Source organism: Alteromonas sp. 14N.309.X.WAT.G.H12, assembly GCF_036697315.1.
Taxonomy (GTDB): Bacteria; Pseudomonadota; Gammaproteobacteria; order Enterobacterales; family Alteromonadaceae; genus Alteromonas.
Genome location: NZ_JBAHZB010000001.1, coordinates 53605 through 79013, shown reverse-complemented (window position 1 = coordinate 79013; position 25409 = coordinate 53605). Strand labels below are relative to the sequence as shown.

Genomic DNA, 25409 nt, shown 5'->3' with positions numbered 1-25409 from the left:
AGATGTTATCACAACACCTTAATTTTTCGTCGGAACAACACGCTCTGGATGGACAGGGAGACAGGTATGAAAACAAAATACTTCGTTGCGTTGGACGTGGTGGTCGATGTTCTGGCAGAATAGCCAGGAATGGGACGCCCTCCTCGTGTGGTCGGGAGTCTTAACTAAAAAACAATTTAAAACGCAAGGAGGCCATGACTATTACGGACACTGTTGACCATGATCCACCAGCTTCACATTACCATAAAACAATCTGAACTCGCCCATGATACGATTTTCATCTGTCATCAAGACGGATTGCTCACTTTCAGTTACGATGAGCCTGGCCACGCCTCCGTACGCCTGAAATGCCAACTCGAACCGGCTGACATTGTCTCTCCTACCTCGTTCTTTTATGAACTAGGATCCTTGGCGGCAAGAAAAAAAACCGTGTTCCCCCTCGTGGATGTCGCGCGTTTCGTGCAGTCGCCTGAGAAGTCCGTCACGGTGGAACTTGATCGTATTGCCGTACGCAACCAATTCGATACATTTTTTTATCCGCGGGATCACAAAAACAACTTGTCCCCCTTACTCCAGCACCTAGTGCCCGTCTTTTATCAAGGTTACCGAAACGCGGTTCTTGATTCTTTAGAGGGACGGAAAGGTAATCGCTCGTTTTTTTCGGGTTAATTTACTTTCTCAAGTTGCGCGTCGGCATACTCACTCGCTTTACCAAGGAATTCGATATCCTCCATAAAGGTTTGGGCGGCCGCTTCATCTTGGAGGATTCGAACGTCCTCTCTCAGCGGGCCAGAAAGATCATAGGTACCGAAGTCAAAATTGAACGCCAGTTCTTCGCCGGTACGTTCGCGGGCTCGTCGCAACACTCGGGTCGTCGTGGGCGTTGGTATACCAAAAATATCGCTAAAGTCACGCCGTCTCACGCTCTTATTCAAAAGAAGCTGCGCATCAACGAAAGCATCAACGATGTCGTATTTTGAAACACGTTCTAGCGCTTGGTACAACCGTGCACCGTGTCTTTTTTTGGCCAACTCTTTTTGGTTTTTCTCGTCAATGAGGTAGGCCGTGAAGCCGGTGTTTTTTTCGTAATACTTGGATGCGCCATACTTTATATTTGACGGGAAAGCATCGCGGTACTCACGGATCGTCCGCGTTACCTGCGCCGGGCCAACGCCGGTTAGCGCCATCAGCATTTCTCTTTTCATCGGTTTATCATCGCTGAGCATACACGCTTCCAGTGCGATCAGGCGAAGGTTCTTAAATTTTCTCATTACATCTCTCCAGGTTTTTCAGGTCACCACTCGTGCACGTTGTTTCGTGCTTAAGTTAATTATTAACAACCCGGTTTCCGTACTCACTAGTATGCTCAATACGCCTTATAAAAGGACCGTCGACTTCGGTTGGCCGATCTTCTTATTATTTTAATCAATTTGATTATTGTAGGTCAACCTTTTTGGTGATCCGAATACCCATAGCCCTCATAAAGGGGCCGGAAACACCACATCCCTAAGAAGCGACGGCGTTCCTTTTTTTGTAAAGCAGCCCTAATGAAATGTAGTTTTTGGCCGTTTCACTCGGAGTCCCAAAACTTGCCTGCTGCGCCAGTTCAAGCAACGTGTTACGAATGTAATCGGGATCCCCATGAACTTTCAGTATTTTGTGCGCCTTGTTCTCACAAACAATCGTATCTAACGTTATTCTTGGCTGCCCTACTACATCACCATCCGGCAGTATCACCTGATAGACGGTTGGACGGAGCCCGCCATCGTTGTGCAAATGAATGGACAGAGAGCCGAAGTCCGGACGTTGGTATATTTCAATGGAATTCCGGAGTGCCTTTAATTGCTCTACCATACGCGAGCACGTTTCTTTTTTGGTGTACATATTGTCCCTCATCGCTTTGCTTGATGTGTTAAGTCAATATGGGAAGTATACACGAAATGGCGACAGAAACAATCAATATGATTACGTGGATCCATTTATATTTCCGAGTTCACCAGGCCGCTACACCCAATGGGTTTATTTTTTAGTATGGTTATATTAACTTGTTTTTATTGACGAACGTAATCATGTGGATTATTATAAATCTCTCACACACACACTCACATTGGAATCTACTATGAAAATATTTCTTACCTCCCTACTTATTGGCTCAATCAGCGCTGCCTTTATTGCAACAACGTTCAACGTAGACCTTATCGCTAACAGCAATCACCGCTTTTACACCCTCGATGGGTACGCGGCCACTCACCCTGGCGTATATATTGTGGAATACAATGGCACGTTAGATTACATTCAACAATTAAAAGAAAGGGTACCTGCAGATTGTGAGATCGGTCATGATTACCTCACCTCAGCAATGATGAGTTACGGACGCGTACCTTTCAACGAGGTGATTCAAAGGAGTTTGGACGATACAATAAAACAGCTTTGCACTCGGTGACTACTCCCGCCTCACCGGGCGAGGGTTCACGGCCCGTATCCGGGCTGTTGCCCTGAACCCTATCAGGGCAACCTTTTTCGTGAAGGCTACCCCTCCCCTTCTGGCAGCAACTGCATCTGGAACGGAATAAACATAATAGATTCTGTCAGCGCCCACTCACGAAGAAATACGCTAATGAGTAAATCGTATTTTCTCCCTTTGATTTGTATGGGCAACTGAGAGAGCGCATTTCCGCTTTCATCACGCTCAATAGACACATCGCCCAACGTAATGTCCTTACTACAACACTGTTTTTTACCCATCATATGAACAAGCGAAGAGAGCATCGCTTTACGCAATTGGTGCAATTCAGCTTCTATGTGTTTGATAACCGGAGTCGTACTTGACTGCTCACCCTCACCCGTGGTGACTTGTTCAAATAAAGTAATGATTTCCGGTGACAGGTGGCTCTCAATAAACTGCCTTTCCTCGGCATCGGAACCTTTCCGCGCGAACAAATTATTAACAACATAATTGGTACGGGATGAAGCCATGGCCGCTAGTACATGCCCGATCCCCGCCAGAGAACTGCGGAACATAGTATCAATGGTTCCGCCTACCCTACCGTCAATGTCGTCAACCTCATGCAACGCCGCCAATGCAGATAAAACATTGTTTTTACGGGTGGTAAAGTCACCTTTTTTCCCACGGAGCGCTTCACACAACTTATGTGCCGCTTTTACTTCAGCTATATTGCACTGAACCAGGAAAGGGTCTCCCCGCTTTTGCGCTTGCGCTAATGCTCTGTCACTGAAGGCCACAATCGGCTGTAACGATTTTTCACTTATCATCGACTGGTACGCCTTAATGACACTATTATGCTTATTGGCACTCACACAAGCGCTAAGGGCAACCAGGGCTTTGTCTGCATAAGACAATGCGACCAGTTCCGCGATGAGAGGAAAAGCTGCCGTGTCCTGTTTCGCCAAGCCGTTTTCGATTTTAAGAACGGCCACACTGAACGCGAAAACGCTCTCTTTGGGAAGCGTAGCGTGGCTCTCACGCTTGGCGCGTTGCAAGTTGTTTGTCATTTCGACAAGTTGGGCGGTTGTTAATTCCATTTTAGCCTCTTAATAATCCATTATTGAACGGTCGATACAATAAATCAAAATGAGCTCTACATCAAGATATTGACCTCCTTCAGCGTCCCATGAATATATTTTTTACACTCCAAAACACCGACTCACCAGTGTAAACAATTTTACTCCGGCACTCAAAAAGAGTAATCCAAACCCTCATTCACACACATTTCCAGGAGAAGGAGGAATTGATATTTCGTATTTTTGTGCGTTGAAGGAAGGCTGCGGAACTGTAGTATCAGAATGAAATCGGGGTCAAAAGGAATAATGTTGAGGCCACCCTTAAAGATAATGGTTTTTGTGTTGACACGTAAGATCAAAATGATTATTATAGGCCATCAAAAACAAACGGGGATTTTTTGATGGAAACCGGACACACAAAACCGAGCGTTGGGGATAGGGTTATTTGTACCGCAGGCAGTTTGATTGGTAGTATCGGATACATTGGTGACGCCAACGTTTCGGGCTCATCGTACCCTCTGTATTTTCATGCGCGCCCCTTTTTTGACGGCGACACCTTTTCTTTTTCGGGCGGGTTACGTCAATACGCGAATAGCTCTGAAATCCTCAATACCGGCAAAACAACAAGATTCACCGTTGAGCTTTGTGAGGCAGGTTATACCGGCCTACCAAACGGGGAAAAACAGGTGTGTGACGTTGCGCTATGGGAATACCGCGATCCGTCCCCTAGCCCTTTCACGGGGATATTTTCAATTGATGATATCGCAAACAGGGGATTTGCAGACTATGACTTTGTCAAGCAAGACTCGCCTTCCCCTTTAGTCAAAACTTTCAACAAAGAAAGTGACTTTGTTGGCCGTGCCATCTTTAATGCCGCCAAGCAATTTGAGCCGCTGTCATGGACTCGCAAGAACGGTGTTTACGTTGTTAAGGCTGGGTTTAACGTTCTTGGTGAACACCCGAATACCAAAGCCTTTGAGCAATTCATTCAAGCCTACAAACTGACGTGGCATGAAGTAGAAAACGGCTGCGGCTATATCGTACCCAATATGGATGTCGCAGATTGGGCTCCTTCTGGATGGCGTGAACGCACAGATAAACCCATCTCTTATTAATTCCAGAAAACGGAGGGCATTCATGGCTCATCAAACACAACTTGCTCGTACACTTTTTGGAAACATTGCGAGCCTTATAGAAAACGCTGGGAATATCTTGCTTAATCCCCATGGTGAAAACACCAACAGCTTGAAGGGGGCTGTCCGCTTCGCTACAAAGAGCGTTCGCTATACCGCTACGCAGATACAAGAAGAAGACACGCGCCCTTTTCAATACGAAACGCGCAATAACACTATTAAGCAAGAGGAACAACTTTCTGTAGAAGGGCTTGCTCAGTTGAAAACGATACTCCATACCTTTCGAGATAGCGTTACACAGCATATCAATGAAACCCTTGGCGAGGTTATTAAGCTTCCGACCCCTCCCGCCGAAGAAGCTGACAACATCGTTGCGGGCACAAGGTATTTTGTCGGGCGATTCACTGAAATCAATGGTGAAATGCACTACCCGACCGTATTTTTAATGATTGTGCCGCCCGAAGAGGATGCTAATGATAAGCTTCACTCTGTTTTTTCTACCTGCCGAGGGGAGAACGTTAAAGCCAGTGCTGACTTTGTTACGTTTTTCGATGGACTTGCGGCTAAAGAACCTAACATAACTGAAATTTCCAAGCCCGATTTCGATATCATGCAAAAACACCTCGCTGTACTGTAAGGTTAACCCTCAAAAACAGCGCCGAAAAAGGCGCTTTTCTCTTGATTAAATAGAGAAATTCATGCCTAACTACCAACAAGAAATTGGCTCGATCCAATTTACAAAGACTGGGTATATTATTGTTGACTATTAAAATCAAAATGATTATTATAAAGTCTAAATTCACACTCTTGAGGCGTTTATGAAATACCTAATACTTTTTGTCGGCATTGCGGCTTTTGTTGTTCCAATGGTATTAAAATCCTTCACATCAACAACCGAAAATCATACGTTCCATACTCGTTCAGCAATGTGTATCCAGTCTGGTTCTTATAAGTCAAATAAATGCCAAGTTCTGGTGGACTACGGGGTTGATCCTCAGCGATATATTCAAGATGACAACTACCGCGAACAGGTTGATAAAATGCATATCAATGAAAATGGGAAGGCCACTTTGTGATTGGCTGATGTCCTTATGGTGGTTCTCGAAGGGCAGCTTAAAGCCCTTTTTCGCCTGCGCGTTATTCCTCGCCAAGCACAAATAAAACGCGCAATAGGCTATTGATACTTATCTTTCGCGACGATCGTTCGACTTTCAATCATAATGCGTGCTAATACCGAATTAACGGCTATAGCTCTTTTTATCGGTGCACGCAAAATCCCTACCCCGTGCTGAACGGCCACGACGTCACCCTTGCTAATGTCTGCATCCTTTACATGGTGAAACAACACGCAGCAATCTGGTAACCATGGGCGATTTCTTCCTTCTCGTATAATTTTCACTGTTTCTCCCTTTCAGAACTCGTTATCAAGTAAAGTTATAGGATCCCACCACGCCAATCACAACTTTGCAGTGCATATTAAGCAATTTACCTTCTTTGTCTAACGCGATACCAAACCCTATTTTTCAAATCTCCCCCAATTACATATTATTTCATTGAATCAAAATGATTATTGCTGTAATATCTTATAAAGATTTTCATTCACACACAGGAAAAGCCATGTTTTCACTTAACGATGTCTCAAGAGAAATCAAAGCATTCACAGCACTTCACGGTCGCGTCAATCGCGCGCTCAACATTATCAACAACGCTAAGGACGCACAGGATCCGGATAACCTGCGCGAGGTTGGACGCGAACTCCGCACCAAGATGCGCCCCTACAGTAACGAGATCAAGAGCGCGGACGGCGCGTTTCATCGCATTGTTGAAGCGAGCCTAAAACAACTGGATAAAGGGCTCCCTGGTAGCCTAACAGCCAAGTTATCACACCTGAAAAACGATACTACAGGGAGGGATCATTATTCTGGTTTTCTTTTTTTTACACCTGATAAAGAGTCCCATATCGTGTTAAAAATAGAAGCAGTGGTAGACCAACTTAACGACGTCGAGTTTTCTTCTGTCGCGCTCGTCGCCTCACAGAAGCCTCCCCAATGGCTATCAACACCCTCGACGTGCTTTATCGAAGACGTTGCATCACAAATGTTGCTCGATCCGTTTTGGCTCCCTAAGCGGATAGATAAAGACGCGCTAGAACGTGCAGAAGCCGAAATCAAACGTTTGTCACCTTTCTTAGAATTGTCCTTAGCACTCTTGGACAAGCCTCACTAACGCCGTCAGAACTATCGTTCCAGCGAGCCTCGCCTAACGTATCCGCCAGGGCAAGGCTCCCCCTCGGTTTTAATGAGAAACCAGGTACCCCAGTACGCCACCATCGTTGTTTTATTTCAATTTATCCTTGACACAGATAATCAAGTTGATTAATATAAACACTGTTAACCATGACCAAGGGAACAACATGATCCGATTAACTTGCGCTCTTATCGCGGCAACGTCAGTGGCCACCCTTTCGGGTTGCAGCTCTGCACCGAGACAAGTGACACCAACATATTATGTTGATGCCGTTGTTGTCGACTTCAAACGCGCACCTAAAATCTGCTACGTTAAGCGCAAATCCAGCAATAGCAGCGGGAAAACACTCCTTGGGATACTTGGCGGCGGCGCAGTCGGGTATCTTATTGGTAAAAACATTGGTAGTGGCAGCGGTAAAGACATTGCTACAGGCCTCTTTACGGTCGGTGGAGCCGTCGTGGGCGGCGCGGCCATGGTTGAGCCTAGCTACACCCCTCGCACCGGTGAAAAACTTGATTGTAAAAGCAATGGGTATAAAGCAACACTCGTATATCGCCATCCTGAATCCGGTATGGTGATCACAGAAAGCCGATTGTTTAAATCTCGCCCCAGCAAAGACACTGAGGTCAACATTCCCGTTCTTGGCAAAACCGTTTGGCAGAACGGATGAGCCTTTTTTTAAGGAGATAATATTATGTTGACATAACAATCAAAATGATTATAATGGTAGCATCTTAAACGTCCTGCTTTGAGGCCTTATGAAAATCAACATCGCCCCCTACACGTCTTATCACGAACTCGCGAAGAAAAATAACAATTCACGCGTTTGGTTAGAGGGCGAACCGCTTTTGCGTGCTGGGTATAAAGCCCAGGGCTTCTTCCGGGTTTCGTTTGACATAAAAAAACTTACCATTCGTTTGCATTTTGTGCCGGACTCCCCCGAAGCACGTAAGTTACACCGAGAAAAGAAGCTCCGAAAAGTCAGTGGTCGTAAAATGAAAGGCTGGATAAAGCCTATCGTTGACATCTGCAACGCGGATGTCACCCAGTTATTTGGCGAATACTGCCGTTTCCGCGCTCAAGCATTCTCAAATGGCGTTATTGAGTTTTCCGTTCACCCCGAAGAGCTAGCACGGGTGAAGCGTGAAACCACGTTCCTTAATAACCTTGAGGCGGGCGAAATACGTAAAGGGGATGCCTTTCTCGGTATTGGCATTTCTTCGGCGGGACTGGCCGAGGGCTTCGCCAATAAAGGGATCCGCTGCAGGCAAGTTTGGGCTGTTGAAATGGAAGCCCGGTACTTGGATGTCGCTTGCCAAAATTCACCTGACGTATACCAAGGCGCACACCTTTTTGCGGGAAAGGTTGAGGAAATTGAGAAAGACCTGCTCGAACCGGTTGACGCTTTTTCTTTTTCAATGCCGTGCACAAACCATTCCCTGCAAGGCCGAGCAAAGAAATCACTCGCCTGCGCAGAAGATGGCAATGAAGTCACCGCGTTATTTGGGGTTGTGGCGATGATCAAAGCTTCAAACCCAGCCCTTATTTTTTCAGAGAACGTACCAAGTGCCCAAAATTCGACAACGTACCAGTTACTAAAAAAAGAACTACACCGCCTTGGCTATACCTGCCAAGACATGATCCTCGATCAATCACACAGCGGTGCCCTTGAACGCCGTACTCGCTACTGGTTTGTTGCCTACAGCAACGGGTTGGCAATTGGGGATGTTGACGTCGCTCAACGAAAACGTGTTTATGATACGTTTGGGGAAATCATGGAAACGGATGCTGAATACACCGGCAAATGGCATGACATAGAAAAACTGATAACCCGTGAAGCCGTCAACAAAGCCAATGGCCGAAATTTCGCTATGAGCCTGCTGACGCCTGAGACGCGTATTATCAATACGTTGTCGCGTAACATCACTAAGCATCAAGTTTCCAATCCCGTGGTACCAAGTAACGATTTGAAAGCCTATAGACTCCCTACAATCAATGAGCATGCCGACATTAAACTTGTACCTCGGCGACTCATTGGCCACGCCTCTGCAACAACAGCGCACGAAGGACTAGGACAAGGAATTGCATATCATCATGCCGTTGGCCTCGCAGAAGCCACCGCACAAAAACTGCTCGACAAACACGCCTCACAAAGCACTCTCGCTTTCTGAGGCGGCCACCACCACTTTTATGATTAACAAAGGACTTCCAATGACGACATACACCGTTTTCGCTTTCTACGATGAAACTGGACAATCCGCAGCTTTTCATGTTGAAGCTAGGAACCCGAGTCACGCGTTTTTTGTGGCCGCAAAAGAAAATACACAAGCAACGTTCCTTTCCGCCGTAAAAGGGGCGTTGTTTGAGGGCGAGGATGTCGGGTTTACAGGGGGATCTGTTGTTGATGCCAGCACTATCTTGGAACAATCAGAGGTTTTCGACATCTAAAGGTTGTCAAACTCTTTGCTTCGATTGGCACACTCCTTGCTATATTCTTATTTCGAAAACACTAATTAATAAGGGTATTTGGATATGCACATCTTAAAATATGCGGCCTTGGCCGCCATGGTAGTCGCAGGAAGCGCTAACGCTGAATTAGTCGAAACTGACTGGCTAACTGACGGCGATGGGCTCGCGACGTTAGACACCACGACTGGACTGGAATGGCTTGACTTAACAGTCACTGATAGTTTGTCAATCAATGAAGTGTCACTGGAGCTCGGTGAAGGCGGCGATTATGAAGGCTGGCGTTTGCCCACCGCCGAAGAAGTTGAAGCGCTGATCATTAGTTATTTTGGTATCACTGACTATAGCGAAGATGTAGACACTTACACTGTCGACAACAGTGACGAACTTGTGGATGAATGGCAGTATTACTTTGGTGAATCCGGCGCTGATGGCCGTTCCATGGGGCGCTATGAAAATACCTCTGGGGATGGTTCGTTGGCGGGGACGCGCGATAGCGGAACCATCTTCATTAGCTATGGCACTGACGACTTTGATGAAGCCTATCGCTATTACGGCGTCTTTCTAGTCTCTGATGGGGGGACCACATTAAGCTCTGTATTAGATCCATCCATCAACACGCCCACCAACGTGCCAGCACCCGTTGGATTAACCTTGGTAGGGGCCTTGCTGGGTTTCGGCGCATTTAGGGGCCGACGAGGCAACCACCTACAACCCGCCTAGTGCTAAATTTAGAATGCCTTTATCGGGCTCCCTGTCTTTATTTTATCAATATAGACAATCCCATTTCCGCACCGATAAAGGCCTTCCCTGGATGGCTCGTTTCCAGCTATCCCAAAGCGAAACAACTAAAGAACCAACGCCACCATCTCGCTTACTGTGCTAAACCACCCAAAGAATATTCGCCTGCTTTACTTATCTTTGACACTCGGAAGGCTGCCATATTGCTCCTATCGGAGGTAAGAGGTAGTGCTCACTCTCAGGATTATGGGAGATACTTTCGGTATAATTGACTATATTAGGCATGTATTCATCTATTGCAAAAGCACTAAATTTGCCTTGTAAGCACATTGGTGAGCCACAAGTGTACGCTATCCCAACTCCCGATTCGTCCGACATTTCAGTTATATACGCTTCCAATCCATTATCGAGGATAATATGCGCATAAACGTCAAACTCTACACCGTTTTTTAATTTAGCTTTAACGGGCACTACTGTTCCTTATGGGGGGTTAAACTAAAGTATAGAATAATCAATACAATCCCCTTAATCAACTCAATGTTTATACTTGACCTCGCAATAAAACCCAGTATGGCACCTCTCCTTATATCAATTCCTCGTATATGTATATAATTTTTATAAGGTGCACTGACACACTTTTGAGACTGTCAAAGGGGAAATCGATACCCTCTTCTCCGTCATGTTGTTCCCTCGTCTTTCTTAATTAAATGGCTTCAAAGGCTATATTTTGTTGACATTTATGTTCAAAATGATTATTATAAACACTCATTCACACACACACAGAGATTGATTATGAACACTGACCTTTTCGAGAACGTATCAAAGAAACTGTATGCTATCGCAGAAAAAGACGCCGTTGTTTCGGAGTTACTGGAGGCAGGCAATCCCTTTGAAATGACACCTCATGCATTCCAACTTCTCATCATCAATGCAATGAGCAACGACGGCAACAACACTGCGTTGATTAACGTGCTTCAATGTATTGTGCAACGACAGTTTTACATTGAATGCATACCGTGCCTTAACGGCCAGTTCGCGTTTGGCTCTACGGAGATTGATGGTGAAGACATCCCCTATATCCACACCACACCAGCATCGGCTTTCGCGGATTTAGCAGAGGAAAAGCAACGCTATAAAGAAGAGATAGAAAGCGGAGACCGTGAACCCGATGATGAATACGAGGGTCAGGTTGCCGTACTTAAATGGGACGGGGGTGATAATATATCCATCTTGGAATTCGGGCCTTTCCCGTCCGTATGGATCGAAAACGAATCATGGCGGTGGCATGCCGGGATCGAGGACAGTGCTGCCGCCTAAAGCTCACCAAAGGGGCGTTCGCGCCTCTTCTCCCTGACGTTTTACAGGCACTCATCTGCGCTGTTTTTTTTGTCAAAACTAACGCTAAAAAAGCGATTTGTGTTGACTTAAGTAATCAAAATGATTATTATAGACGTTCGTTCCCGCGCACCTTATTCCATGAGGATAGAACATGAAAATTGCACAATACCGCCGTCTCACTGAAAGCTTAAACCGAAAAGCACACGTTGACTACCATGCTTGTGTGACGAGTCAAGAACTTGATGGATGGCGCATGATAACGACACGCCTCGTTGACGACGCGATCCATGCTATTTGCCCTCGCGCCAAGCTGGACGATGTAAAAGAAATGTCTAAGGCCATTGCAAAATGCAATGATTTATTGGCAATTTCTCCGTAAACCCTCGCCCGACAGGCCTTCATTTACGCACACGCAACACCATAAATACCACCTTCGCAATTAATATAACAAAAGATACGATTATTTGTTGACTTAAATAATCAGTATGATTATCATTGTTTTGTTTTCACACACACGAGATAAATGATTATGTACATTGAAGATATGAAACAAGATGTTGATGTTGCTACCGCTAACCTATACCTCAAGGAGACCCAAAGGAAAGCGAAAAACAACCTTCGTAGCATTGAAGAACTGGATCTTCGTTATTTCCATTTTTGCAAGAAAAATGGCCTCGACTCAACAATGGGTCCCGAAAGCCTCCTGTTCACGTTAGAGATGGAATCCCCCTGCTATCGTTACATAGAACGCTACTTAACGCTGCGGGACCGCGCGTTTGAAGATGGCCTATTTCTCATGTCCGACGTGCCTCTCAAGCCCACCCCCCTCGAAACGAAAATGGCCTTAAAGGCAGTAATGAAAGAGCTTGAGGAGCTGGCAGAACTCGATACAGAAACGCTTATTGAGTCCGTTAAAAAAGAAACAGAAGACGATGGCTCTCCCACCATTGATGTCTCAGTTTCGATGCCTGAGCGGAACGCCAAAACGACCTTGCCTTGCTTATCTTCGGTAAAAAAGGAAACAAGCCCTATCCAGTTCGGTTTAATTTTTTAAGGCTAAGGGGGACAACTTTCCCCCTCTCATCAATTACGAGGTAAACCCTATGAAATTTTATGACTGCATCGACAATCTTGGGAAAGCGAAATATCTTGTTAATTTTCACGACGAAACACAAACCTATCCTGACGGCACGCCTCGATTAAACGTGCGAAAGTTCACCAACAAAAGGAAACGTGATCAATTTGTTCGCTCGCTAAAAAAAATGGATTACCTGCAACTGGGGACGCATTAACGAAAAAGCATTGCAGCGAGAACTGCTACGGTGCCTTTTTCCTATCTTGGTGATCCCGGCGCAGAAGGTAACATCCGCTCCTTTCCTGGGGGCGGAGGATTCGAATAGTCGGGTACTTTAAAAAGCCGAATCGCTCACCTCAACCAGCCTCACGTCAAACCGAAACAGTTGGCTCAACCAACACGTTAAGGCAACGTGCTTTTTGACTCGAACATCGTCGTTTACATATATAACGAGGATAAAAAAAAGAAGCGGTCAAGCTTCTTCTTCTTAGACGAGTGAGTTACTCCCAAACATGGCCATGGCCTTTCTTAACAAGACCGCCCAACCACGACCCTAAGAAGCCGTTTAACCTTGCTTTCAGTTTAGGCGCTACGTATCCAGGCCGGGGATAGACCTCATTATAGATCCGCGGTATCGTCCTTTGATAAGCGTAAACTTCGACTGTTTTACGTTCAGGACTATAAAATAAAGTCATTTTTATATCCTGGCTTGGCTCACTATTCTGGGCAATAGAGAGAGCCTGTGTATTTGGGCCGTTAAAGTTGTCTAGGTTCTCCAGTCGCTCGAACACTAAATCTTGAGTTCCATCCGCCTTGCTCTTGCCGTTACGACGCAACGTCCCATCTTGTTGGATAATGTTAAGCGCTACGAGTTTGTCAAAACTGGCTTCAAAAACTGATTTGCTCATAATCTATGCTCCCTCGGTAGTTATTTATTCGAGCAGTAGGAGATGCTCGATTCAATCTCTATTATACATATCTATTAGATATGTTTCAACGTCACGTCCACAATTAATACCAGTTTTTATTCCGCTTCTTTCATTTTCTTTTATTTCATAACATCAAAGCGCGACTAACCCGTCGCGTAAACGGGCACCATGTTGCGCTTTGCAGGTCCAGGAATACAATCATCGCACATACCTAACAGCTATGTAAAAATGGTTGGGTTTCTCTTTATTCTTGTTGACACCTGTAATCATAAAGATTATTATGGGTACTCATTCACACACGGGAATTACTTATGTTCATCACTTTAAATACATACCTCGAAGCGGAATACAAAGAACGTTGCGAAAACACGTTCGTTGCTCGCGCGTACCGCAAACAAGGCGGTATCAAAGCCTTTAAAGAGTCCTTTTATGCCGTGGGCAATTTCACCTCATACTTGAAGGCCATCAGTGGTTCTACGCTCAGCATTTCGCAAACCTACCACTTAGCAAGAGCGTATCTTGTTCACGGTGGCAGAAAAACGAATGAAATCCCTGCCATTCTCAACAGCATATGCCTCTACTACGACATCACCTTACCATTAGCGTACGGGATCACCTCTAAGGAGTATTGGGCTGAACGGTTTCCAGCTCATACAGAACAGGATACCAAGGCTGCGTTGGAACCGGGCCAGGCGATTTCATTAATACAATAGCAATCCACCCCATATTCCTTTAATGTGTGGTTTGCGTGAACCACACGCACCGTGGGACAGACACGAACATCGAGGTCATTATGAACTGTACTATCTGCAATAAACCTATCATCTTAACTCCCAGCGCCAAAGAGCGGGCCGCTAAATACGGAGGAAAACCCAGCGATTACACGGCTCTTTTTACCGAACATTCTGATTGCGCTATCAAAAAGCGTAATGAGGATACTTTAGAATTAATGCGACAAACCACTCAGCAAAGGGAAAATGAAAGGGGGCGCTACCCTTTGCGCCAGGAAACAAACCTTTAAGGTTATTCGGCGAGATCTTTATTCTAACCCGGGAGGATCTTGACAGTGCCCAGGCTTCACCCCTCAATGGGCATAATAAAGTGCGGTACGGCGGCTCCTACACCAGCCGTACCTACAAAGCGTGTCCGAGGCAACCCGCTTTGATAAAAGTTATTATACCTTCCTGGCGCTGGCTGCATCAAATTAAACGCTAAAACATCCATCATGGAGGGGGAGAGCCGCTTTCCCACCCCTGCAGGGTTTCTCAAAACGAATTCATACGAACTCGAAAAAAACACTTTAACATATCTAATAGATATGTATAATAGAGATTGAATCGAGCATCTCCTACTGCTCGAATAAATAACCACCGAGGTCACCATGAGCGATTTTACCACTTTAACCCTTACCGTCACGAAAGCCTATTTTGACGCGCACCAAGGCCTGTTTGAGAATACGGCGCTTATCGAGGTCAAAGAACAAGGTTCCGTCGTTCTTCTTGAATACCATGACGTCAGTGACGAACACTTGGGCATTGAACCCATACTTCAACGGGACCAGGTACCTTACGACAAGGCATGGACTATCATCGCTGGACCTGAGCATAACCGCATCCTTGCTAACGGCAAAGCGGAGGCTGAGGCCTTTCCGCGTGACCTGCCTGACCAGCCTCGACTGATTGAATTGGACGCGGCAATTTTAGCTTACGAAAACGGCGAAATCGGGGCCTTTCTTAATGAACAGAAAAAAAAGGCGGCTTCACGCCCGCCGGCATCCTCTCTGTTAGAGGATGAAAACCAAAAAGCGACCCTACTGCGGAGCAAAAAACAAATCCCTTTCGCACTGGGTAACGAACTTAAAGGTTATATAGAAACCGGCGAAGGACTCGGCTTGGCGGTGCACGTTGACGGCTATAGCGACAACATCTCCCAAAATCATAATGGTACCCCCATATATATCGAAATGTACGAGGGCTGCCTTCGTGCGGTCTTGTATTCAGACATTAACCAAGAGGATCCCACTCACGTCATTTCGCTGGAGAACGCAAAAATCGACAACCGATTTTAATGCACTGTTTAACTGACATGGCCGTACCCGGCCATGCTTAACTAAAATGGAAAATGTATGTTGTCACCAACAAAAGAGAATAATAGAAAGCTATACACTGAAGCGCGTTTGGCTGCCAATTGTTCCCAGAACGACTGGGCGCGCCTTTTTAATTTACAACCTGACACCGGCGTTAAACACCGGCAAAAAGGACAACCCAATGTCTCTGCAAAAGAGAAAGGGACAAAAGGGGTGAACCTCTCTGAGTGCTTAGCGGCCGAGCTGCTTCGCTATTTTCATGCCCAGGGATATGACGTCAAACACATCGAATTTGACGAAAACAATCGTATCGTTAACATACCCAGAACTGACAACAAGTGATCAGCCCCGTTCTCCTCTTACCGGGCATAGGGAATTAAGTGAGCATTGATTGAAGCCTCCGACGACTCATTCTAAGAATAGAGTCGTAGAATGCGGCTGACATATGTTCAATAGCGTTCGAGTAGATCCTTCTCACCATGGACGGTTAATTGGGGAGGCATCGTTTCATGGCTTACAAAAAAAATGGGGACGCTGGGGGGAAGTAGACAAGGAACCTTGCAACAATATACATGGCCGGTTGCATTAGCAGAAACGAGGTTGGCTTGCCTTTATTGAAATAAGGCAACGATACCTGTTGCGTGCTCCCCACCGATTTAAGTGGGGAGGCAGCCTATAGGATCACCTGCCGCGGCGGGGTCTATACTTGGGAGCACTCTCTGGTTCGGGCAAACGTCCATCATGAAAACGGTACAATTCTTTAGCTTGCCGCTCAGTCTCTTCGAGTGAAATAGCGTCCAGGTCCTCACCTTGCTTTTCCCGCGCCAGTTCAACCCATAGCAATAGATTTTCTTCGTTCAGATCTTCGAACGCAATCACATCTATTGCGCAATCTTCAACAAGAAATTCTGTTAAATTTTCTTTTAGAATGTCGACTTTGCGAGAGTCAAAAGAAACGCCAGCCTTTTTCAGCTCTTCAAGGGCTGCACGGACTGCTTTATCCACATGAGAATCAGATAAGTTAATCATAATTAGGCAAAGACCTCTTAGTTTAGTAGGAAGTACCCCCCTTTTATTCTGCTTTATTATCTGGCAAAAAAAAACGCCCCAATTAGGAGCGAATAGAGGGAGCACACTCGTCACAACGGGATACGGTGTTCATTGGTTCGCGTGAGGTTGGGCGACGGGTCACAACTCCCGTCGCCACTTTTGCCAGTTATCACACTGGCGATTCACACACGAAGTAAACGCTTTGCTTTTGGGTTGATTAGGCAGTGGATAGCGAAAACCATCACCGCTTTTTACTAGAAGCCATTGTCTATGCAATAACACCCAGGGAACCATACCCAAACTTTCGTATTTCTGAGATGACCGAACGTAGATTCTGGACCAACATTGGCTCTCTAAAATACATCCTAGGCGGAAGCGCTTAGCACATTTCCGCCTAGCTAAAATCTACGTACATAGTAATCTTTTTGAATCGTCACGGCAAGCGTTTTCTTTAGTTTTAACTATTTTTTTTGTTTCATTACGCAACGAGATATGAATGCCTGGTACGTTACTCTACTGCCCACATTAACCACAAATACAGCACGGTAAGGGAAGGCTAGCAGGCATAAAAAAAACCCAGGGCTTCGTTATCATTGATTTATATTTCACTGCAGCGCTTGCAGTACACGCTCAAGGAAACGCTTACCTTTGTCTGTCAGGTAAGCACGGCGTACCCTATAGTCGTTCTCATCATGCTCCAATTTAATTAAACCTAACCCATCCTTGTGTGGGCTAACGCGATCACCCAGCATCCTTAGATTACGGCTGATTGTTGCTTTGGGTATACCTAAACGCTCCACCAATCCTGTAGAAGATAGGCCTTCATTACTGGCTATCTGGAGAAATACAGCAAAACCGTTAGGGGGGAAGTCGGGGTGATACTTTCGCAGTAGAGAGGCGATATTCAATCCCCTTTCAAGTTCTTTTCTCATTTGTTGCGGGTCCAAAATGTTTCATGATTTTATCCCTACCTTCTCAGTCACGCCGGTAAGTTAGGCTATGGATGTTTTCCATGTTTTAAAGGTAGGAGTATGTAGAATCAAAAGTTTTCGTCGAGATCCTGTTGTCTGACGACGTTCCTGGGGAAATGTAAAACCAAACCGTTGCGCGGTTCAGTTTTCTTCATTTAGTTGAGATTGAAGCGCGTCAATACGAGCCATCAGCTCTTCTAACTCTTCCCTAGTCTCTTCTAGGTATTCCAGGTCATCTTCAAACACAGGCCCTCCTTATACCTCTGAAAAATATCTAAGATTGTGCATTTTGTTGATGTCCTGGTCAGAAAAACCAGATTCAGATAGCATTTTAGATTCGTAGTAACCTAGATTTATCAAGGCTGGTTGCGCGGCAAATTCTTTGTCACTCATGTATGCAGACGAAAGCTTTTGTACGCTTCTAAGCTTAAAGGTTTTACCTACCTTACTGACAACGATTACGCACTCATAGTGCCCACCAAAACCATCATCAGTTTTAAAAATATGCCTGTTGGTCATCTGTAATACCTTATCGTTTAAACTTTTAACTTACGGGTATACTACCATTTAGTTTCACATTGTCAACTAATAATTAAGCGGTTTTTCTTTCTTTAATGCACATCCATGATGAAAATATATATTGCCTGGTAACACCTAATAACAGAATGGATTCTTTTTTTACGTCAAAGATATCGCTGTAAAGACGCGTCGCTGGCTGGTACTTTATCGCGGCAATATCGTCCGCAAACCCACCCTGGATAAACGCATCAATGTGACGCTTACCAGCCGAGGTCACATTAAATAAAGCACCGTACGCATCATAGTTACATCTCCCATCTTATATCACTAATTAAACGCTGAATTTTACTCGATGTATGATTCTTTATTGGAGGAACGTAACGCTTTTGCTCAACGTATTCTAGACTTGGAAAGATAATAACCACTAATATAAAAATAATTAAGTAATTAAACCTCTTTCACTTGCGCATATCTATTGGGTATGTATAATTAATCATGAATCGGGCATCTCCTACTGCCTGTTAACTGGATTAAAGCCGAGGTGATTATGAGTAAATATTTAAAAGCGCATTATGAAAACTTAATGCTACAAGCGCAAACTGCCGCTGAATCTAAATTTTCAGCAACTTTTGTAACTAGCAGTAAAAATGTTTTATTGCTACGCGAAAAGTCTCCTAGATTAACTCGCCAGCCATTTTTAACGATGAAAGTTAACTTACATGACATGCACTTCCATGATGGTCGTTACGACATGAGTTTTGATAGTGCCGTTGAGGACTTCAAAGGGTGTGTTGAAAACTCGTCTTTTAACCCTCAATTCGACACTCCAGCTATAAAAGGAGGCAAGTAATCATGGTTATTGCTTATCAAATTGAAGACAATCATGGCCGAGCTTAGCATGACAACATTGACCGTCCTGGCAACCCCAGAACGGCTCTAAGTGAGCAAAGAGCCATTGAATAATGCCCTGTCTCCTACCTGGGCTTTTACATAACCTTGCGAGGTATACACTAATTCATTGCTAGCACAAGCGCGTGATTGCTTGTCACAGCTTATCGACAGTGCCTTTCTCGATGCAACAGAAATGGCAAATTATTGCTTAGAAGTATTTGATAAGTATGAATGGGAGCCTAAGAGCAAGTTAAGCGAAGAAGGTGGCATTCGCTGGGCTGCACTTCTCCAAAAGGGTAATGATGGAGAACTCAATGGTGATGAACTATCAGAGTTTCTGGAACTAACAAGTCCTGAAGGACAAACTCATATGTACTATCATCGAATCCATGCTAGGAAGCTTGTTAATTCACTTCAGGAACATGAAAAAGAAGCGAATTCAACGGTTGTTTCAATTGATAAGGCGAGCAAAAAGGGCTGCTGCAACATGCTTGTTTGACTTGGGATCTGACGAACGCAACGCCGTAAAGGCTTTATCTCCTGATGCTATTTTTGATGCAGTACAGCTATCATCTTCATTAACGATAAATGTAGATAACACAGAGTATGATCTCGAACCTTATTGGCCATATCTTTCAGAAGATAATGCGTTAGAGATATTAGAGGACATGCGTACCGCCATCGAGTCAGAACTGGCCTCGCAATACAAGGCGCTGACCTGATAAATACCCGTTAGCTTTCAACCCTAAAAGATGAATCCGTAAGCAAAGTGAAAGCCATCAACGGTTTCATCGACAATAAAATCAATATTGGTATTGCCTTGCACTTTGATGGCTATAGCGATTGCTGCTCAACCGATAATCAAGGTAAACCCGTGTCTATTGAACGGTACGATGGTGATTTACGTGTCATTGATTACGCTAAGTTTAATCAGGAAGATCTAACACACGTTATTTCACTGGAAGGCGGACGACACGAAAAGTGCGTAGCGGAACAACCCTTATATAGCGCTAATGACATTATGGTTAGCGCTTCACTTTGTATGAGATAACTATGCCCACCAAAGAACGCAATAACAAATTCTATGACGCAGCGCGATAATCAACAGGAACCTCTCAGACCGATTGAGCGAGGTTTTTAACTTACAGACTGACACTGGCGTTAAGCATCGACAAAAGGCCATCCTAATGTCGCTGAACTCCCATTTATAGGTCATACCCTGGTAGAAAGCACTTCCAACAGGACGCGCTACCCCTCTCTTTTTAAATCACAGATAACCCGTATATGACAACGCTGTATGTTAACTCCCCCTGCAAAGATCCCCCTTACATGAAAGCGGTAAGGGCCATCGTTGGTCAACAAACGGCAGCGATATTCACATCCTGCCTTACCTAATACCGCATCGCTCGACAACACATCTAGCACTTCAATCCCACCAAGACGCGTCGCTGCATGGTACTTTATCGCGGCAATATCGTCCGCAAACCCACCCTGGATAAACGCATCAATGTGACGCTCACCAGCCCAGGCTACATTAAATAAATCACCGTACGCATCAACTAATCCGCGACGCTTAGTCAGACGTTCTTTACGTGTCATTCCCTTTGCTCTCTCACACTCTATACGGATCTTTTCCAGTAAGGTGCGGAGCTCACTATAAATACCCTCAAGGCTAGGCGTTATCTCTTCTGTTATACGTAGCACCAACGCTTTAGAGGCCACAGGTAAGGCTTTCCACTGCGCTTCCTTCCGCTGCATTTCGGTCGCTTTACGACTGATTTTTTTGATCACCGGCACGGCTTTTAACACAAGGCCGCGAGCCGCTATATCGCGTAACGCTGCCGCTCTTTCATCAATGAACTGACCGACTTCACTGCATGCCGCCAAAGCAGAAACCCGCCTCTCAAAGGCTTTCATTGTGTGTACCGCTGGCGCACTGTAATAAAGCTCACTGGCCGCTTCTCCCACCGCACTCGATTCGTCTTCATCCATTTTCAACAAGCCTGAATCCTTAACCAGCTCGCTAAATAACACCCCAATAAGACTGTTCGCATACCCTATTGCGTCTTTTTGGGCCGACTTTGTTTTAAATGATTGTGCTGACAATGCGGCTGACTCTGATGCAACGAATCGCTCGTAAGTATTAACAAAAAAGGTATTCCCCTGGCTCTTTTTAGCTAAATAAATCATGTCTAACATCGTAATACTCCGTGCGTGGCTGCGTGAAATTCACCTTGATATAATAATCAAATTGAGCACGAAAATCAAGTTTTAAATGCCCATGTTTTGTCATTACTCACGGTTTTTACTAGGACTTTTAACCATAAAACCAAACCTTTATCACAGTTGTACGAACGTTGTTTCGTTTCAATTCTTGAACTTCGAACGGTGAAAATGCGTGCTATCATGCCTGATTGAAACGGTCTTACGTGTCATAAACGCCCTGGTTTTTCGTTTCCATTCAACGGTCAAACCATAAAGCGGTGGCATCATCTCGACGTGTTGTTGTGCTTAAATTCACATATAGCGGGTGGCGTTCTTGTTAATCCTATTGGTAACGCTTACGGTAAGCTTAGACATGATATCGCGTCCATATCAGGGCTATCTATCAAAATAAAAGGAGAGTGGGACCCGACGACTTACGATGCAGTAAGTGTTCTCGAATTTGTTGTCCGTAAAATGGGATGTCCTATAAAACTACGCGCTATATTGCTAGAATTAAACACGGACGTTAGAACATTATGACTGGAACTTGCGCTTTAGATATTCATTCTCACGCTCCGGTAAAAGGCCGGATATTCCTTTTCCCGATGAACATTTAATGCCGGTTTCTATCCCCCTACACTGGGCTACCTTAGAGTAGAGCTAGCTCCCATAGGCCGGTTAATGGCCGTGTCTTGATACCCATTGAGGCCGATATTGCTAGGGCATCGGTAAAACCATCCGCCCCGTAATCCACCTATTTCTTTAAACCATTAAGGTTTAGGTGAGCGTTTTTAGCACCCCTGCGCAGCCTGGTAATAAGCATAATCAAGCGGTAAATAAAGGTGATCATCAACGTTACCAACGTACTCCCCCTCTTCGTGATTGCTGGCTTCAGGTTTAATCATCACTCGGTAAGTCTCCGGGTCAATGTCCAATGCGTCACCATCAATCGTACTACGGATCCTTGATTCCACCCCCACTTTAAGCGCTCTTATGTCATCTTCCTCAAGCAGGATATGACCGTACCGCGAAGTGAAAAGCCGCCCTTTCTGAGGCAATACTGCCCAGCCCTTAGATGCCATCAATGCTACATCACTCAGTTCGTCGTCGCTGAGACGAAACAGCATTTCCTCATCACGGCACGAACCGTAACTTTCAAATCCCTGACTATCCTTAGCTATTAACACATACTCTCCGCTCTCAATATTCTTGAGCCAATGCGAGGATAATATCTCTTCATCGTAACAAAAACACCCCAGTTTATTGTCGTAAAAACCGGTATTTATAATCTGCATGCTCTACTACCTTCGCCTATGAATAAGTCACTATAATAACCATTTTGATTGCCAAATTCAATCGGGCAAAATAAAAAACTCCATATTAAAAGGCTCAATACTCACTCGTTACAATACTATAAAAAGGAAAATTCACCCCCATCAACACCTAACCCTGAACTCTAAATTTCACCACTACAACACTTCCCCAGGTAAATCTTATAACAAAGTCTTATAGCGCAATAACGACACCAGGATCTTACGTAAACGATTCTGTAAATCTGCACCTTATAAACGAATCAATACCATTATCTCTACATAACACACACACAAGTAAAACTCCCTAATCCATACAGTCGCGGTTATAGACCAACAGCATCAATATAGTTCCCAGGCCCCAGCACCACACATCCATCTTGGTGAATAACAAGGGGGGACTCTCCTTATCCTTGCTCATTCACCACCCTCCTAACTGCTACATATACCCCTAATTAATGCCTGTTGTTATCCCTCAATACCTTCAATCATTCCTACAGAGTTTCAACAACTTTCACGCGACATAACATTACCCAGTAGCCTGTTACAGGTAACAACGCTACCCTCACCATCGGACAAGAACTCTCCCCTAATTTTCCTGTTGTAATCCCAACAATCTTAAAACAGAACCGTTCACTGCATACAGAGTTCCACCAATACATAACACGGCACGCACACATACTAAGCAGGCTTTCCGCCTCACCCCTGATTCGTTTCCCACTACACTAGCAACATTTCTTACCGGATATACGTATAGCTAAACCTACAGAACGCTCAACGTTTTTCAGTCGCATTTTCAGTTGTTGAAATAACGCAACGTTGATGTAACCACCCATTAAATGATGCAAAAAAAGCATGAAAAACGATATTTTTAAACACTTCAAAGTTGCGTCTATTGTCTCATTTTGGTAAAATAAAATACATTAACAGGCAGTGAGAAACGTCCATGGGGAATAATTTTTTAACAGTTGGTAATATCAATGATTTACCTGACTTAATCAGCGATTCTGATGGTGTGATAACAGACTTTTCCACTGCTTTTCATGCTTACATGGCTGACATTCATGGTCATGTCGCTCACGTAAATGAACCTGAAAATTACAACTATTCCGACGCATACCCTAACCACCCCGAACCTTGGGTCCACATAAAAGAATTCGTGAATAACCCTGTTCATTTTGGCTCTGTTAAAATCTACCGAGAGGCCATTGACGCATTAAAAGTACTACACGATGCAGGGGTGAAAATCCGTATCCTTACCGCAACAGGCGACTCCCGAGATGTCATAAATACGAGATTAGATTGCTTTAACGAACACCTATCTCGCTATGTAGAGGATGTCCAATTCCTTCCTTTTGGGGCCCTTAAAACAGATGCTTTAAAACGTTACCCCCCTGGTTTTTTTATTGATGATCTTGTCCGTGAATGTCACGGTGCGCTATCAGCAAACCACAAACCTTTCCTTTTCCATCGTCGTTACAATGCATCGGCCACATTACTAAATGGTGTCCACAGATTGAAATCAGGATGGTCTTCCTTGCCTTATTTTCACCAAAGAAAAAGCTCTGGATAATCGTATTCACGAGGTTGGAACACCTCCTTTTTTTTCTTGGCATTACGGGGCACGCGATGCGCACCCCTCCATTTCTTTTGTTAATACATCATCAATCACTCAGCAGCACCTAAAATGACCTTTGTTATATTAATCACCTTTTATACTTTGATTTATCAGGGTTCAAATCTACATCATATCTATAATGGGATCCCCGCCGATCCATAAAAAGCAGATCCTCAAAGGGGATTTAACGGTGCGCTCCCGTCACACCGTTAAATGCTCTCGAAAGCCGCGTTCCGTCTATTTTTGAATAAAACCACCCGAATACACACTCCCTACGTTACTCCGAGTTAAAAAAAATAGGGAAACGGATTATCCAAAAATAGGGAAACGGCTAGCAGTAACGCATTTTTATTCCGATTTCTGCCCAAGCATGGTGCTTGTTTAAAGACGCTTGAATCTTGCGGTTTATGATTAGAAAAAAATATTTTTCCTATTTTTATAAAAATCGAAAAAAGGGGGTAATATAGGTTCGCCATAATAAAAAGCATGGACGCTTCCCTGTTTTTTTTTCGCAATCATGATTGTCAATGAAATATCAACACCCAATACAGAGAGATTATTTATGGAAATTAGAATGAATAAACACACCAACAAGCAGAAAGGCTTCACCATGATCGAAATAATGGTCGCCTTAGCTATTATGCTTATCGGTGTCGCAGTCATTGCGCCGCTCATGAATGACTACTTTAATTCAAGTAAAGTTAGCAATGAAATTTCAGCAATGCGAGGCTCAATGCAAAACCTTACACGACGTTATCAGCGTGAGCCTATTACTTCTGATGTTGATAACCAAGAAATGATTGAGTCTGGTATGCTGTCGAGCAACTATCGCACAAGTGGTACCGATGTTATCTATAATATTTTTGATGGCATTATTGAGATTAATGGTGTCGATGATAATGGCTACACTTGGGAAAGTTCCGGTATTGATGAAGACGTGTGTTCTGAATTTGCGGAAAGTGCCCGCTCTTTGCCTGTAGATCTTATTCAGATTGGTGGTGAAGATTACCGTTACAGTGAATCAGGAAACAGCGACTTCACTTCTGCTTGCGTTTCTGCGGCAGAATCATCTGAGGGTGACACGGTCACTCTTACCTGGACTCGTGAAGAAAATTAATCGTTACTTGGTGGTTACACAGCGCCAGCTTTATAGCTGGCGCTTTTCTTTTTTTCCGCAATAAGCAGGCACAAAAAAGCCACCCTTCTGGGTGGCTTTTGAGTGTTTTCAGGATGGTGAAAACTAAGTGATAAACAAGGTAAGTAAATTAATAACTTAACTGTTGCTTATTTTGTCATCTAGGAATTTTT

General features: G+C 44.5%; 32 protein-coding genes. 23 read left to right on the top strand and 9 right to left on the bottom strand.

All coding sequences use genetic code 11. The features are described from left to right. Positions 1–219 precede the first annotated feature (219 nt). Positions 220–669 (top strand): hypothetical protein, encoded by a 450-nt coding sequence (locus V5298_RS00380; protein WP_332929470.1) that lies wholly within the window; start codon positions 220–222, stop codon positions 667–669. On the opposite strand, the gene V5298_RS00375 is transcribed toward V5298_RS00380, so the two are convergent. Together V5298_RS00375 and V5298_RS00370 are read right to left on the bottom strand one after the other, a co-directional pair. Next, entirely contained in the window at positions 666–1271 is a 606-nt protein-coding gene (locus tag V5298_RS00375) for a hypothetical protein (protein WP_332929469.1), read from the bottom strand. The genes V5298_RS00380 and V5298_RS00375 overlap by 4 nt on opposite strands. 235 nt (positions 1272–1506) lie before the next feature. After that, positions 1507–1854, bottom strand: a complete 348-nt coding sequence (locus V5298_RS00370; protein ID WP_332929468.1) for a hypothetical protein — start codon at positions 1852–1854, stop codon at positions 1507–1509. Between the two features lie 265 nt (positions 1855–2119). Between V5298_RS00370 and V5298_RS00365 the strand changes: the two genes are divergently transcribed. Next, positions 2120–2443, top strand: a complete 324-nt coding sequence (locus V5298_RS00365) for a hypothetical protein (RefSeq protein WP_332929467.1) — start codon at positions 2120–2122, stop codon at positions 2441–2443. 86 nt (positions 2444–2529) lie between these two features. Here the strand turns inward: V5298_RS00365 and V5298_RS00360 are convergent, their stop codons facing one another. Further along, the gene (locus V5298_RS00360; protein ID WP_332929466.1) at positions 2530–3543 is read right to left on the bottom strand and encodes a hypothetical protein; all 1014 of its coding nucleotides are present in this window, start codon (positions 3541–3543) and stop codon (positions 2530–2532) included. A 380-nt stretch (positions 3544–3923) separates the two neighbouring features. Between V5298_RS00360 and V5298_RS00355 the strand changes: the two genes are divergently transcribed. The 12 genes from V5298_RS00355 (at position 3924) to V5298_RS00300 (ending at position 12739) form a co-directional block, all read left to right on the top strand. Beyond that, positions 3924–4637 carry a hypothetical protein gene (locus V5298_RS00355; protein WP_332929465.1) on the top strand — a complete coding sequence of 238 codons (714 nt, stop codon included), beginning with the start codon at positions 3924–3926 and terminating at the stop codon, positions 4635–4637. A 22-nt stretch (positions 4638–4659) separates the two neighbouring features. Further along, positions 4660–5292: a hypothetical protein gene (locus V5298_RS00350; RefSeq protein WP_332929464.1), complete on the top strand. Its 633-nt coding sequence runs from the start codon at positions 4660–4662 to the stop codon at positions 5290–5292. Positions 5293–5473: 181 nt separating this feature from the next. Continuing rightward, entirely contained in the window at positions 5474–5731 is a 258-nt protein-coding gene (locus V5298_RS00345) for a hypothetical protein (protein ID WP_332929463.1), read from the top strand. A 541-nt stretch (positions 5732–6272) separates the two neighbouring features. Continuing rightward, positions 6273–6881 carry a hypothetical protein gene (locus V5298_RS00340; protein ID WP_332929462.1) on the top strand — a complete coding sequence of 203 codons (609 nt, stop codon included), beginning with the start codon at positions 6273–6275 and terminating at the stop codon, positions 6879–6881. Between the two features lie 187 nt (positions 6882–7068). Beyond that, a complete protein-coding gene (locus V5298_RS00335) occupies positions 7069–7572 on the top strand; it encodes a hypothetical protein (RefSeq protein ID WP_332929461.1) in 504 nt (167 codons plus the stop codon). An 88-nt stretch (positions 7573–7660) separates the two neighbouring features. Then, positions 7661–9073, top strand: coding sequence for a DNA cytosine methyltransferase (locus tag V5298_RS00330; RefSeq protein WP_332929460.1), 1413 nt, complete (start codon positions 7661–7663; stop codon positions 9071–9073). A 40-nt stretch (positions 9074–9113) separates the two neighbouring features. Then, the gene (locus V5298_RS00325; RefSeq protein ID WP_332929459.1) at positions 9114–9350 is read left to right on the top strand and encodes a hypothetical protein; all 237 of its coding nucleotides are present in this window, start codon (positions 9114–9116) and stop codon (positions 9348–9350) included. Between the two features lie 84 nt (positions 9351–9434). After that, entirely contained in the window at positions 9435–10091 is a 657-nt protein-coding gene (locus V5298_RS00320; RefSeq protein ID WP_332929458.1) for a hypothetical protein, read from the top strand. Between the two features lie 810 nt (positions 10092–10901). Beyond that, on the top strand, positions 10902–11426 hold the full coding sequence (locus tag V5298_RS00315; protein WP_332929457.1) for a hypothetical protein: 525 nt from the start codon (positions 10902–10904) through the stop codon (positions 11424–11426). A gap of 172 nt (positions 11427–11598) precedes the next feature. Beyond that, positions 11599–11826 carry a hypothetical protein gene (locus V5298_RS00310; protein WP_332929456.1) on the top strand — a complete coding sequence of 76 codons (228 nt, stop codon included), beginning with the start codon at positions 11599–11601 and terminating at the stop codon, positions 11824–11826. A gap of 144 nt (positions 11827–11970) precedes the next feature. After that, complete coding sequence (locus V5298_RS00305; RefSeq protein WP_332929455.1) at positions 11971–12501, top strand: hypothetical protein; 531 nt, start codon at positions 11971–11973, stop codon at positions 12499–12501. A gap of 49 nt (positions 12502–12550) precedes the next feature. Next, complete coding sequence (locus tag V5298_RS00300) at positions 12551–12739, top strand: hypothetical protein (protein ID WP_332929454.1); 189 nt, start codon at positions 12551–12553, stop codon at positions 12737–12739. A 283-nt stretch (positions 12740–13022) separates the two neighbouring features. Here V5298_RS00300 and V5298_RS00295 read toward each other — a convergent pair whose 3' ends face one another. Next, a complete protein-coding gene (locus V5298_RS00295; RefSeq protein WP_332929453.1) occupies positions 13023–13430 on the bottom strand; it encodes a hypothetical protein in 408 nt (135 codons plus the stop codon). A gap of 332 nt (positions 13431–13762) precedes the next feature. Between V5298_RS00295 and V5298_RS00290 the strand changes: the two genes are divergently transcribed. From V5298_RS00290 to V5298_RS00280, 3 genes are all read left to right on the top strand, one after another. Next, the gene (locus V5298_RS00290; RefSeq protein WP_332929452.1) at positions 13763–14164 is read left to right on the top strand and encodes a hypothetical protein; all 402 of its coding nucleotides are present in this window, start codon (positions 13763–13765) and stop codon (positions 14162–14164) included. Between the two features lie 668 nt (positions 14165–14832). Next, positions 14833–15519: a hypothetical protein gene (locus V5298_RS00285; RefSeq protein WP_332929451.1), complete on the top strand. Its 687-nt coding sequence runs from the start codon at positions 14833–14835 to the stop codon at positions 15517–15519. Positions 15520–15576: 57 nt separating this feature from the next. Continuing rightward, a complete protein-coding gene (locus tag V5298_RS00280) occupies positions 15577–15879 on the top strand; it encodes a hypothetical protein (RefSeq protein WP_332929450.1) in 303 nt (100 codons plus the stop codon). Positions 15880–16218: 339 nt separating this feature from the next. Here the strand turns inward: V5298_RS00280 and V5298_RS00275 are convergent, their stop codons facing one another. The 3 genes from V5298_RS00275 to V5298_RS00265 all read right to left on the bottom strand — a co-directional run bounded on the left by V5298_RS00275 (position 16219) and on the right by V5298_RS00265 (position 18077). Beyond that, a complete protein-coding gene (locus V5298_RS00275; protein ID WP_332929449.1) occupies positions 16219–16566 on the bottom strand; it encodes a hypothetical protein in 348 nt (115 codons plus the stop codon). 626 nt (positions 16567–17192) lie between these two features. Further along, positions 17193–17519 (bottom strand): hypothetical protein, encoded by a 327-nt coding sequence (locus tag V5298_RS00270; protein WP_332929448.1) that lies wholly within the window; start codon positions 17517–17519, stop codon positions 17193–17195. 294 nt (positions 17520–17813) lie between these two features. Next, positions 17814–18077, bottom strand: coding sequence for a hypothetical protein (locus tag V5298_RS00265; RefSeq protein ID WP_332929447.1), 264 nt, complete (start codon positions 18075–18077; stop codon positions 17814–17816). A gap of 547 nt (positions 18078–18624) precedes the next feature. Between V5298_RS00265 and V5298_RS00260 the strand changes: the two genes are divergently transcribed. The 4 genes from V5298_RS00260 (at position 18625) to V5298_RS00245 (ending at position 20019) form a co-directional block, all read left to right on the top strand. After that, the gene (locus V5298_RS00260; protein ID WP_332929446.1) at positions 18625–18927 is read left to right on the top strand and encodes a hypothetical protein; all 303 of its coding nucleotides are present in this window, start codon (positions 18625–18627) and stop codon (positions 18925–18927) included. A gap of 168 nt (positions 18928–19095) precedes the next feature. Next, complete coding sequence (locus V5298_RS00255; RefSeq protein WP_332929445.1) at positions 19096–19467, top strand: hypothetical protein; 372 nt, start codon at positions 19096–19098, stop codon at positions 19465–19467. Continuing rightward, complete coding sequence (locus V5298_RS00250; RefSeq protein ID WP_332929444.1) at positions 19460–19690, top strand: hypothetical protein; 231 nt, start codon at positions 19460–19462, stop codon at positions 19688–19690. Before V5298_RS00255 ends, V5298_RS00250 begins: the two co-directional genes overlap by 8 nt. 47 nt (positions 19691–19737) lie before the next feature. After that, positions 19738–20019 (top strand): hypothetical protein, encoded by a 282-nt coding sequence (locus tag V5298_RS00245; RefSeq protein WP_332929443.1) that lies wholly within the window; start codon positions 19738–19740, stop codon positions 20017–20019. 197 nt (positions 20020–20216) lie between these two features. On the opposite strand, the gene V5298_RS00240 is transcribed toward V5298_RS00245, so the two are convergent. Together V5298_RS00240 and V5298_RS00235 are read right to left on the bottom strand one after the other, a co-directional pair. Beyond that, entirely contained in the window at positions 20217–21167 is a 951-nt protein-coding gene (locus V5298_RS00240; RefSeq protein WP_332929442.1) for a hypothetical protein, read from the bottom strand. 797 nt (positions 21168–21964) lie between these two features. After that, a complete protein-coding gene (locus V5298_RS00235) occupies positions 21965–22360 on the bottom strand; it encodes a hypothetical protein (RefSeq protein ID WP_332929441.1) in 396 nt (131 codons plus the stop codon). Positions 22361–23429: 1069 nt separating this feature from the next. Between V5298_RS00235 and V5298_RS00230 the strand changes: the two genes are divergently transcribed. Together V5298_RS00230 and V5298_RS00225 are read left to right on the top strand one after the other, a co-directional pair. Continuing rightward, on the top strand, positions 23430–24056 hold the full coding sequence (locus tag V5298_RS00230; RefSeq protein ID WP_332929440.1) for a hypothetical protein: 627 nt from the start codon (positions 23430–23432) through the stop codon (positions 24054–24056). A 619-nt stretch (positions 24057–24675) separates the two neighbouring features. Then, complete coding sequence (locus V5298_RS00225) at positions 24676–25218, top strand: pilus assembly FimT family protein (protein ID WP_332929439.1); 543 nt, start codon at positions 24676–24678, stop codon at positions 25216–25218. Positions 25219–25409 lie beyond the last annotated feature (191 nt).

Excerpts from the sequence above, each read along its gene's own strand:
- V5298_RS00380 (WP_332929470.1), top strand. The coding sequence starts at position 220 with ATGATCCACCAGCTTCACATTACCATAAAACAATCTGAACTCGCCCAT.
- V5298_RS00375 (WP_332929469.1), bottom strand. The coding sequence starts at position 1,271 with ATGAGAAAATTTAAGAACCTTCGCCTGATCGCACTGGAAGCGTGTATG.
- V5298_RS00370 (WP_332929468.1), bottom strand. The coding sequence starts at position 1,854 with ATGGTAGAGCAATTAAAGGCACTCCGGAATTCCATTGAAATATACCAA.
- V5298_RS00365 (WP_332929467.1), top strand. The coding sequence starts at position 2,120 with ATGAAAATATTTCTTACCTCCCTACTTATTGGCTCAATCAGCGCTGCC.
- V5298_RS00360 (WP_332929466.1), bottom strand. The coding sequence starts at position 3,543 with ATGGAATTAACAACCGCCCAACTTGTCGAAATGACAAACAACTTGCAA.
- V5298_RS00355 (WP_332929465.1), top strand. The coding sequence starts at position 3,924 with ATGGAAACCGGACACACAAAACCGAGCGTTGGGGATAGGGTTATTTGT.
- V5298_RS00350 (WP_332929464.1), top strand. The coding sequence starts at position 4,660 with ATGGCTCATCAAACACAACTTGCTCGTACACTTTTTGGAAACATTGCG.
- V5298_RS00345 (WP_332929463.1), top strand. The coding sequence starts at position 5,474 with ATGAAATACCTAATACTTTTTGTCGGCATTGCGGCTTTTGTTGTTCCA.
- V5298_RS00340 (WP_332929462.1), top strand. The coding sequence starts at position 6,273 with ATGTTTTCACTTAACGATGTCTCAAGAGAAATCAAAGCATTCACAGCA.
- V5298_RS00335 (WP_332929461.1), top strand. The coding sequence starts at position 7,069 with ATGATCCGATTAACTTGCGCTCTTATCGCGGCAACGTCAGTGGCCACC.
- V5298_RS00330 (WP_332929460.1), top strand. The coding sequence starts at position 7,661 with ATGAAAATCAACATCGCCCCCTACACGTCTTATCACGAACTCGCGAAG.
- V5298_RS00325 (WP_332929459.1), top strand. The coding sequence starts at position 9,114 with ATGACGACATACACCGTTTTCGCTTTCTACGATGAAACTGGACAATCC.
- V5298_RS00320 (WP_332929458.1), top strand. The coding sequence starts at position 9,435 with ATGCACATCTTAAAATATGCGGCCTTGGCCGCCATGGTAGTCGCAGGA.
- V5298_RS00315 (WP_332929457.1), top strand. The coding sequence starts at position 10,902 with ATGAACACTGACCTTTTCGAGAACGTATCAAAGAAACTGTATGCTATC.
- V5298_RS00310 (WP_332929456.1), top strand. The coding sequence starts at position 11,599 with ATGAAAATTGCACAATACCGCCGTCTCACTGAAAGCTTAAACCGAAAA.
- V5298_RS00305 (WP_332929455.1), top strand. The coding sequence starts at position 11,971 with ATGATTATGTACATTGAAGATATGAAACAAGATGTTGATGTTGCTACC.
- V5298_RS00300 (WP_332929454.1), top strand. The coding sequence starts at position 12,551 with ATGAAATTTTATGACTGCATCGACAATCTTGGGAAAGCGAAATATCTT.
- V5298_RS00295 (WP_332929453.1), bottom strand. The coding sequence starts at position 13,430 with ATGAGCAAATCAGTTTTTGAAGCCAGTTTTGACAAACTCGTAGCGCTT.
- V5298_RS00290 (WP_332929452.1), top strand. The coding sequence starts at position 13,763 with ATGTTCATCACTTTAAATACATACCTCGAAGCGGAATACAAAGAACGT.
- V5298_RS00285 (WP_332929451.1), top strand. The coding sequence starts at position 14,833 with ATGAGCGATTTTACCACTTTAACCCTTACCGTCACGAAAGCCTATTTT.
- V5298_RS00280 (WP_332929450.1), top strand. The coding sequence starts at position 15,577 with ATGTTGTCACCAACAAAAGAGAATAATAGAAAGCTATACACTGAAGCG.
- V5298_RS00275 (WP_332929449.1), bottom strand. The coding sequence starts at position 16,566 with ATGATTAACTTATCTGATTCTCATGTGGATAAAGCAGTCCGTGCAGCC.
- V5298_RS00270 (WP_332929448.1), bottom strand. The coding sequence starts at position 17,519 with ATGAGAAAAGAACTTGAAAGGGGATTGAATATCGCCTCTCTACTGCGA.
- V5298_RS00265 (WP_332929447.1), bottom strand. The coding sequence starts at position 18,077 with ATGACCAACAGGCATATTTTTAAAACTGATGATGGTTTTGGTGGGCAC.
- V5298_RS00260 (WP_332929446.1), top strand. The coding sequence starts at position 18,625 with ATGAGTAAATATTTAAAAGCGCATTATGAAAACTTAATGCTACAAGCG.
- V5298_RS00240 (WP_332929442.1), bottom strand. The coding sequence starts at position 21,167 with ATGTTAGACATGATTTATTTAGCTAAAAAGAGCCAGGGGAATACCTTT.
- V5298_RS00230 (WP_332929440.1), top strand. The coding sequence starts at position 23,430 with ATGGGGAATAATTTTTTAACAGTTGGTAATATCAATGATTTACCTGAC.
- V5298_RS00225 (WP_332929439.1), top strand. The coding sequence starts at position 24,676 with ATGAATAAACACACCAACAAGCAGAAAGGCTTCACCATGATCGAAATA.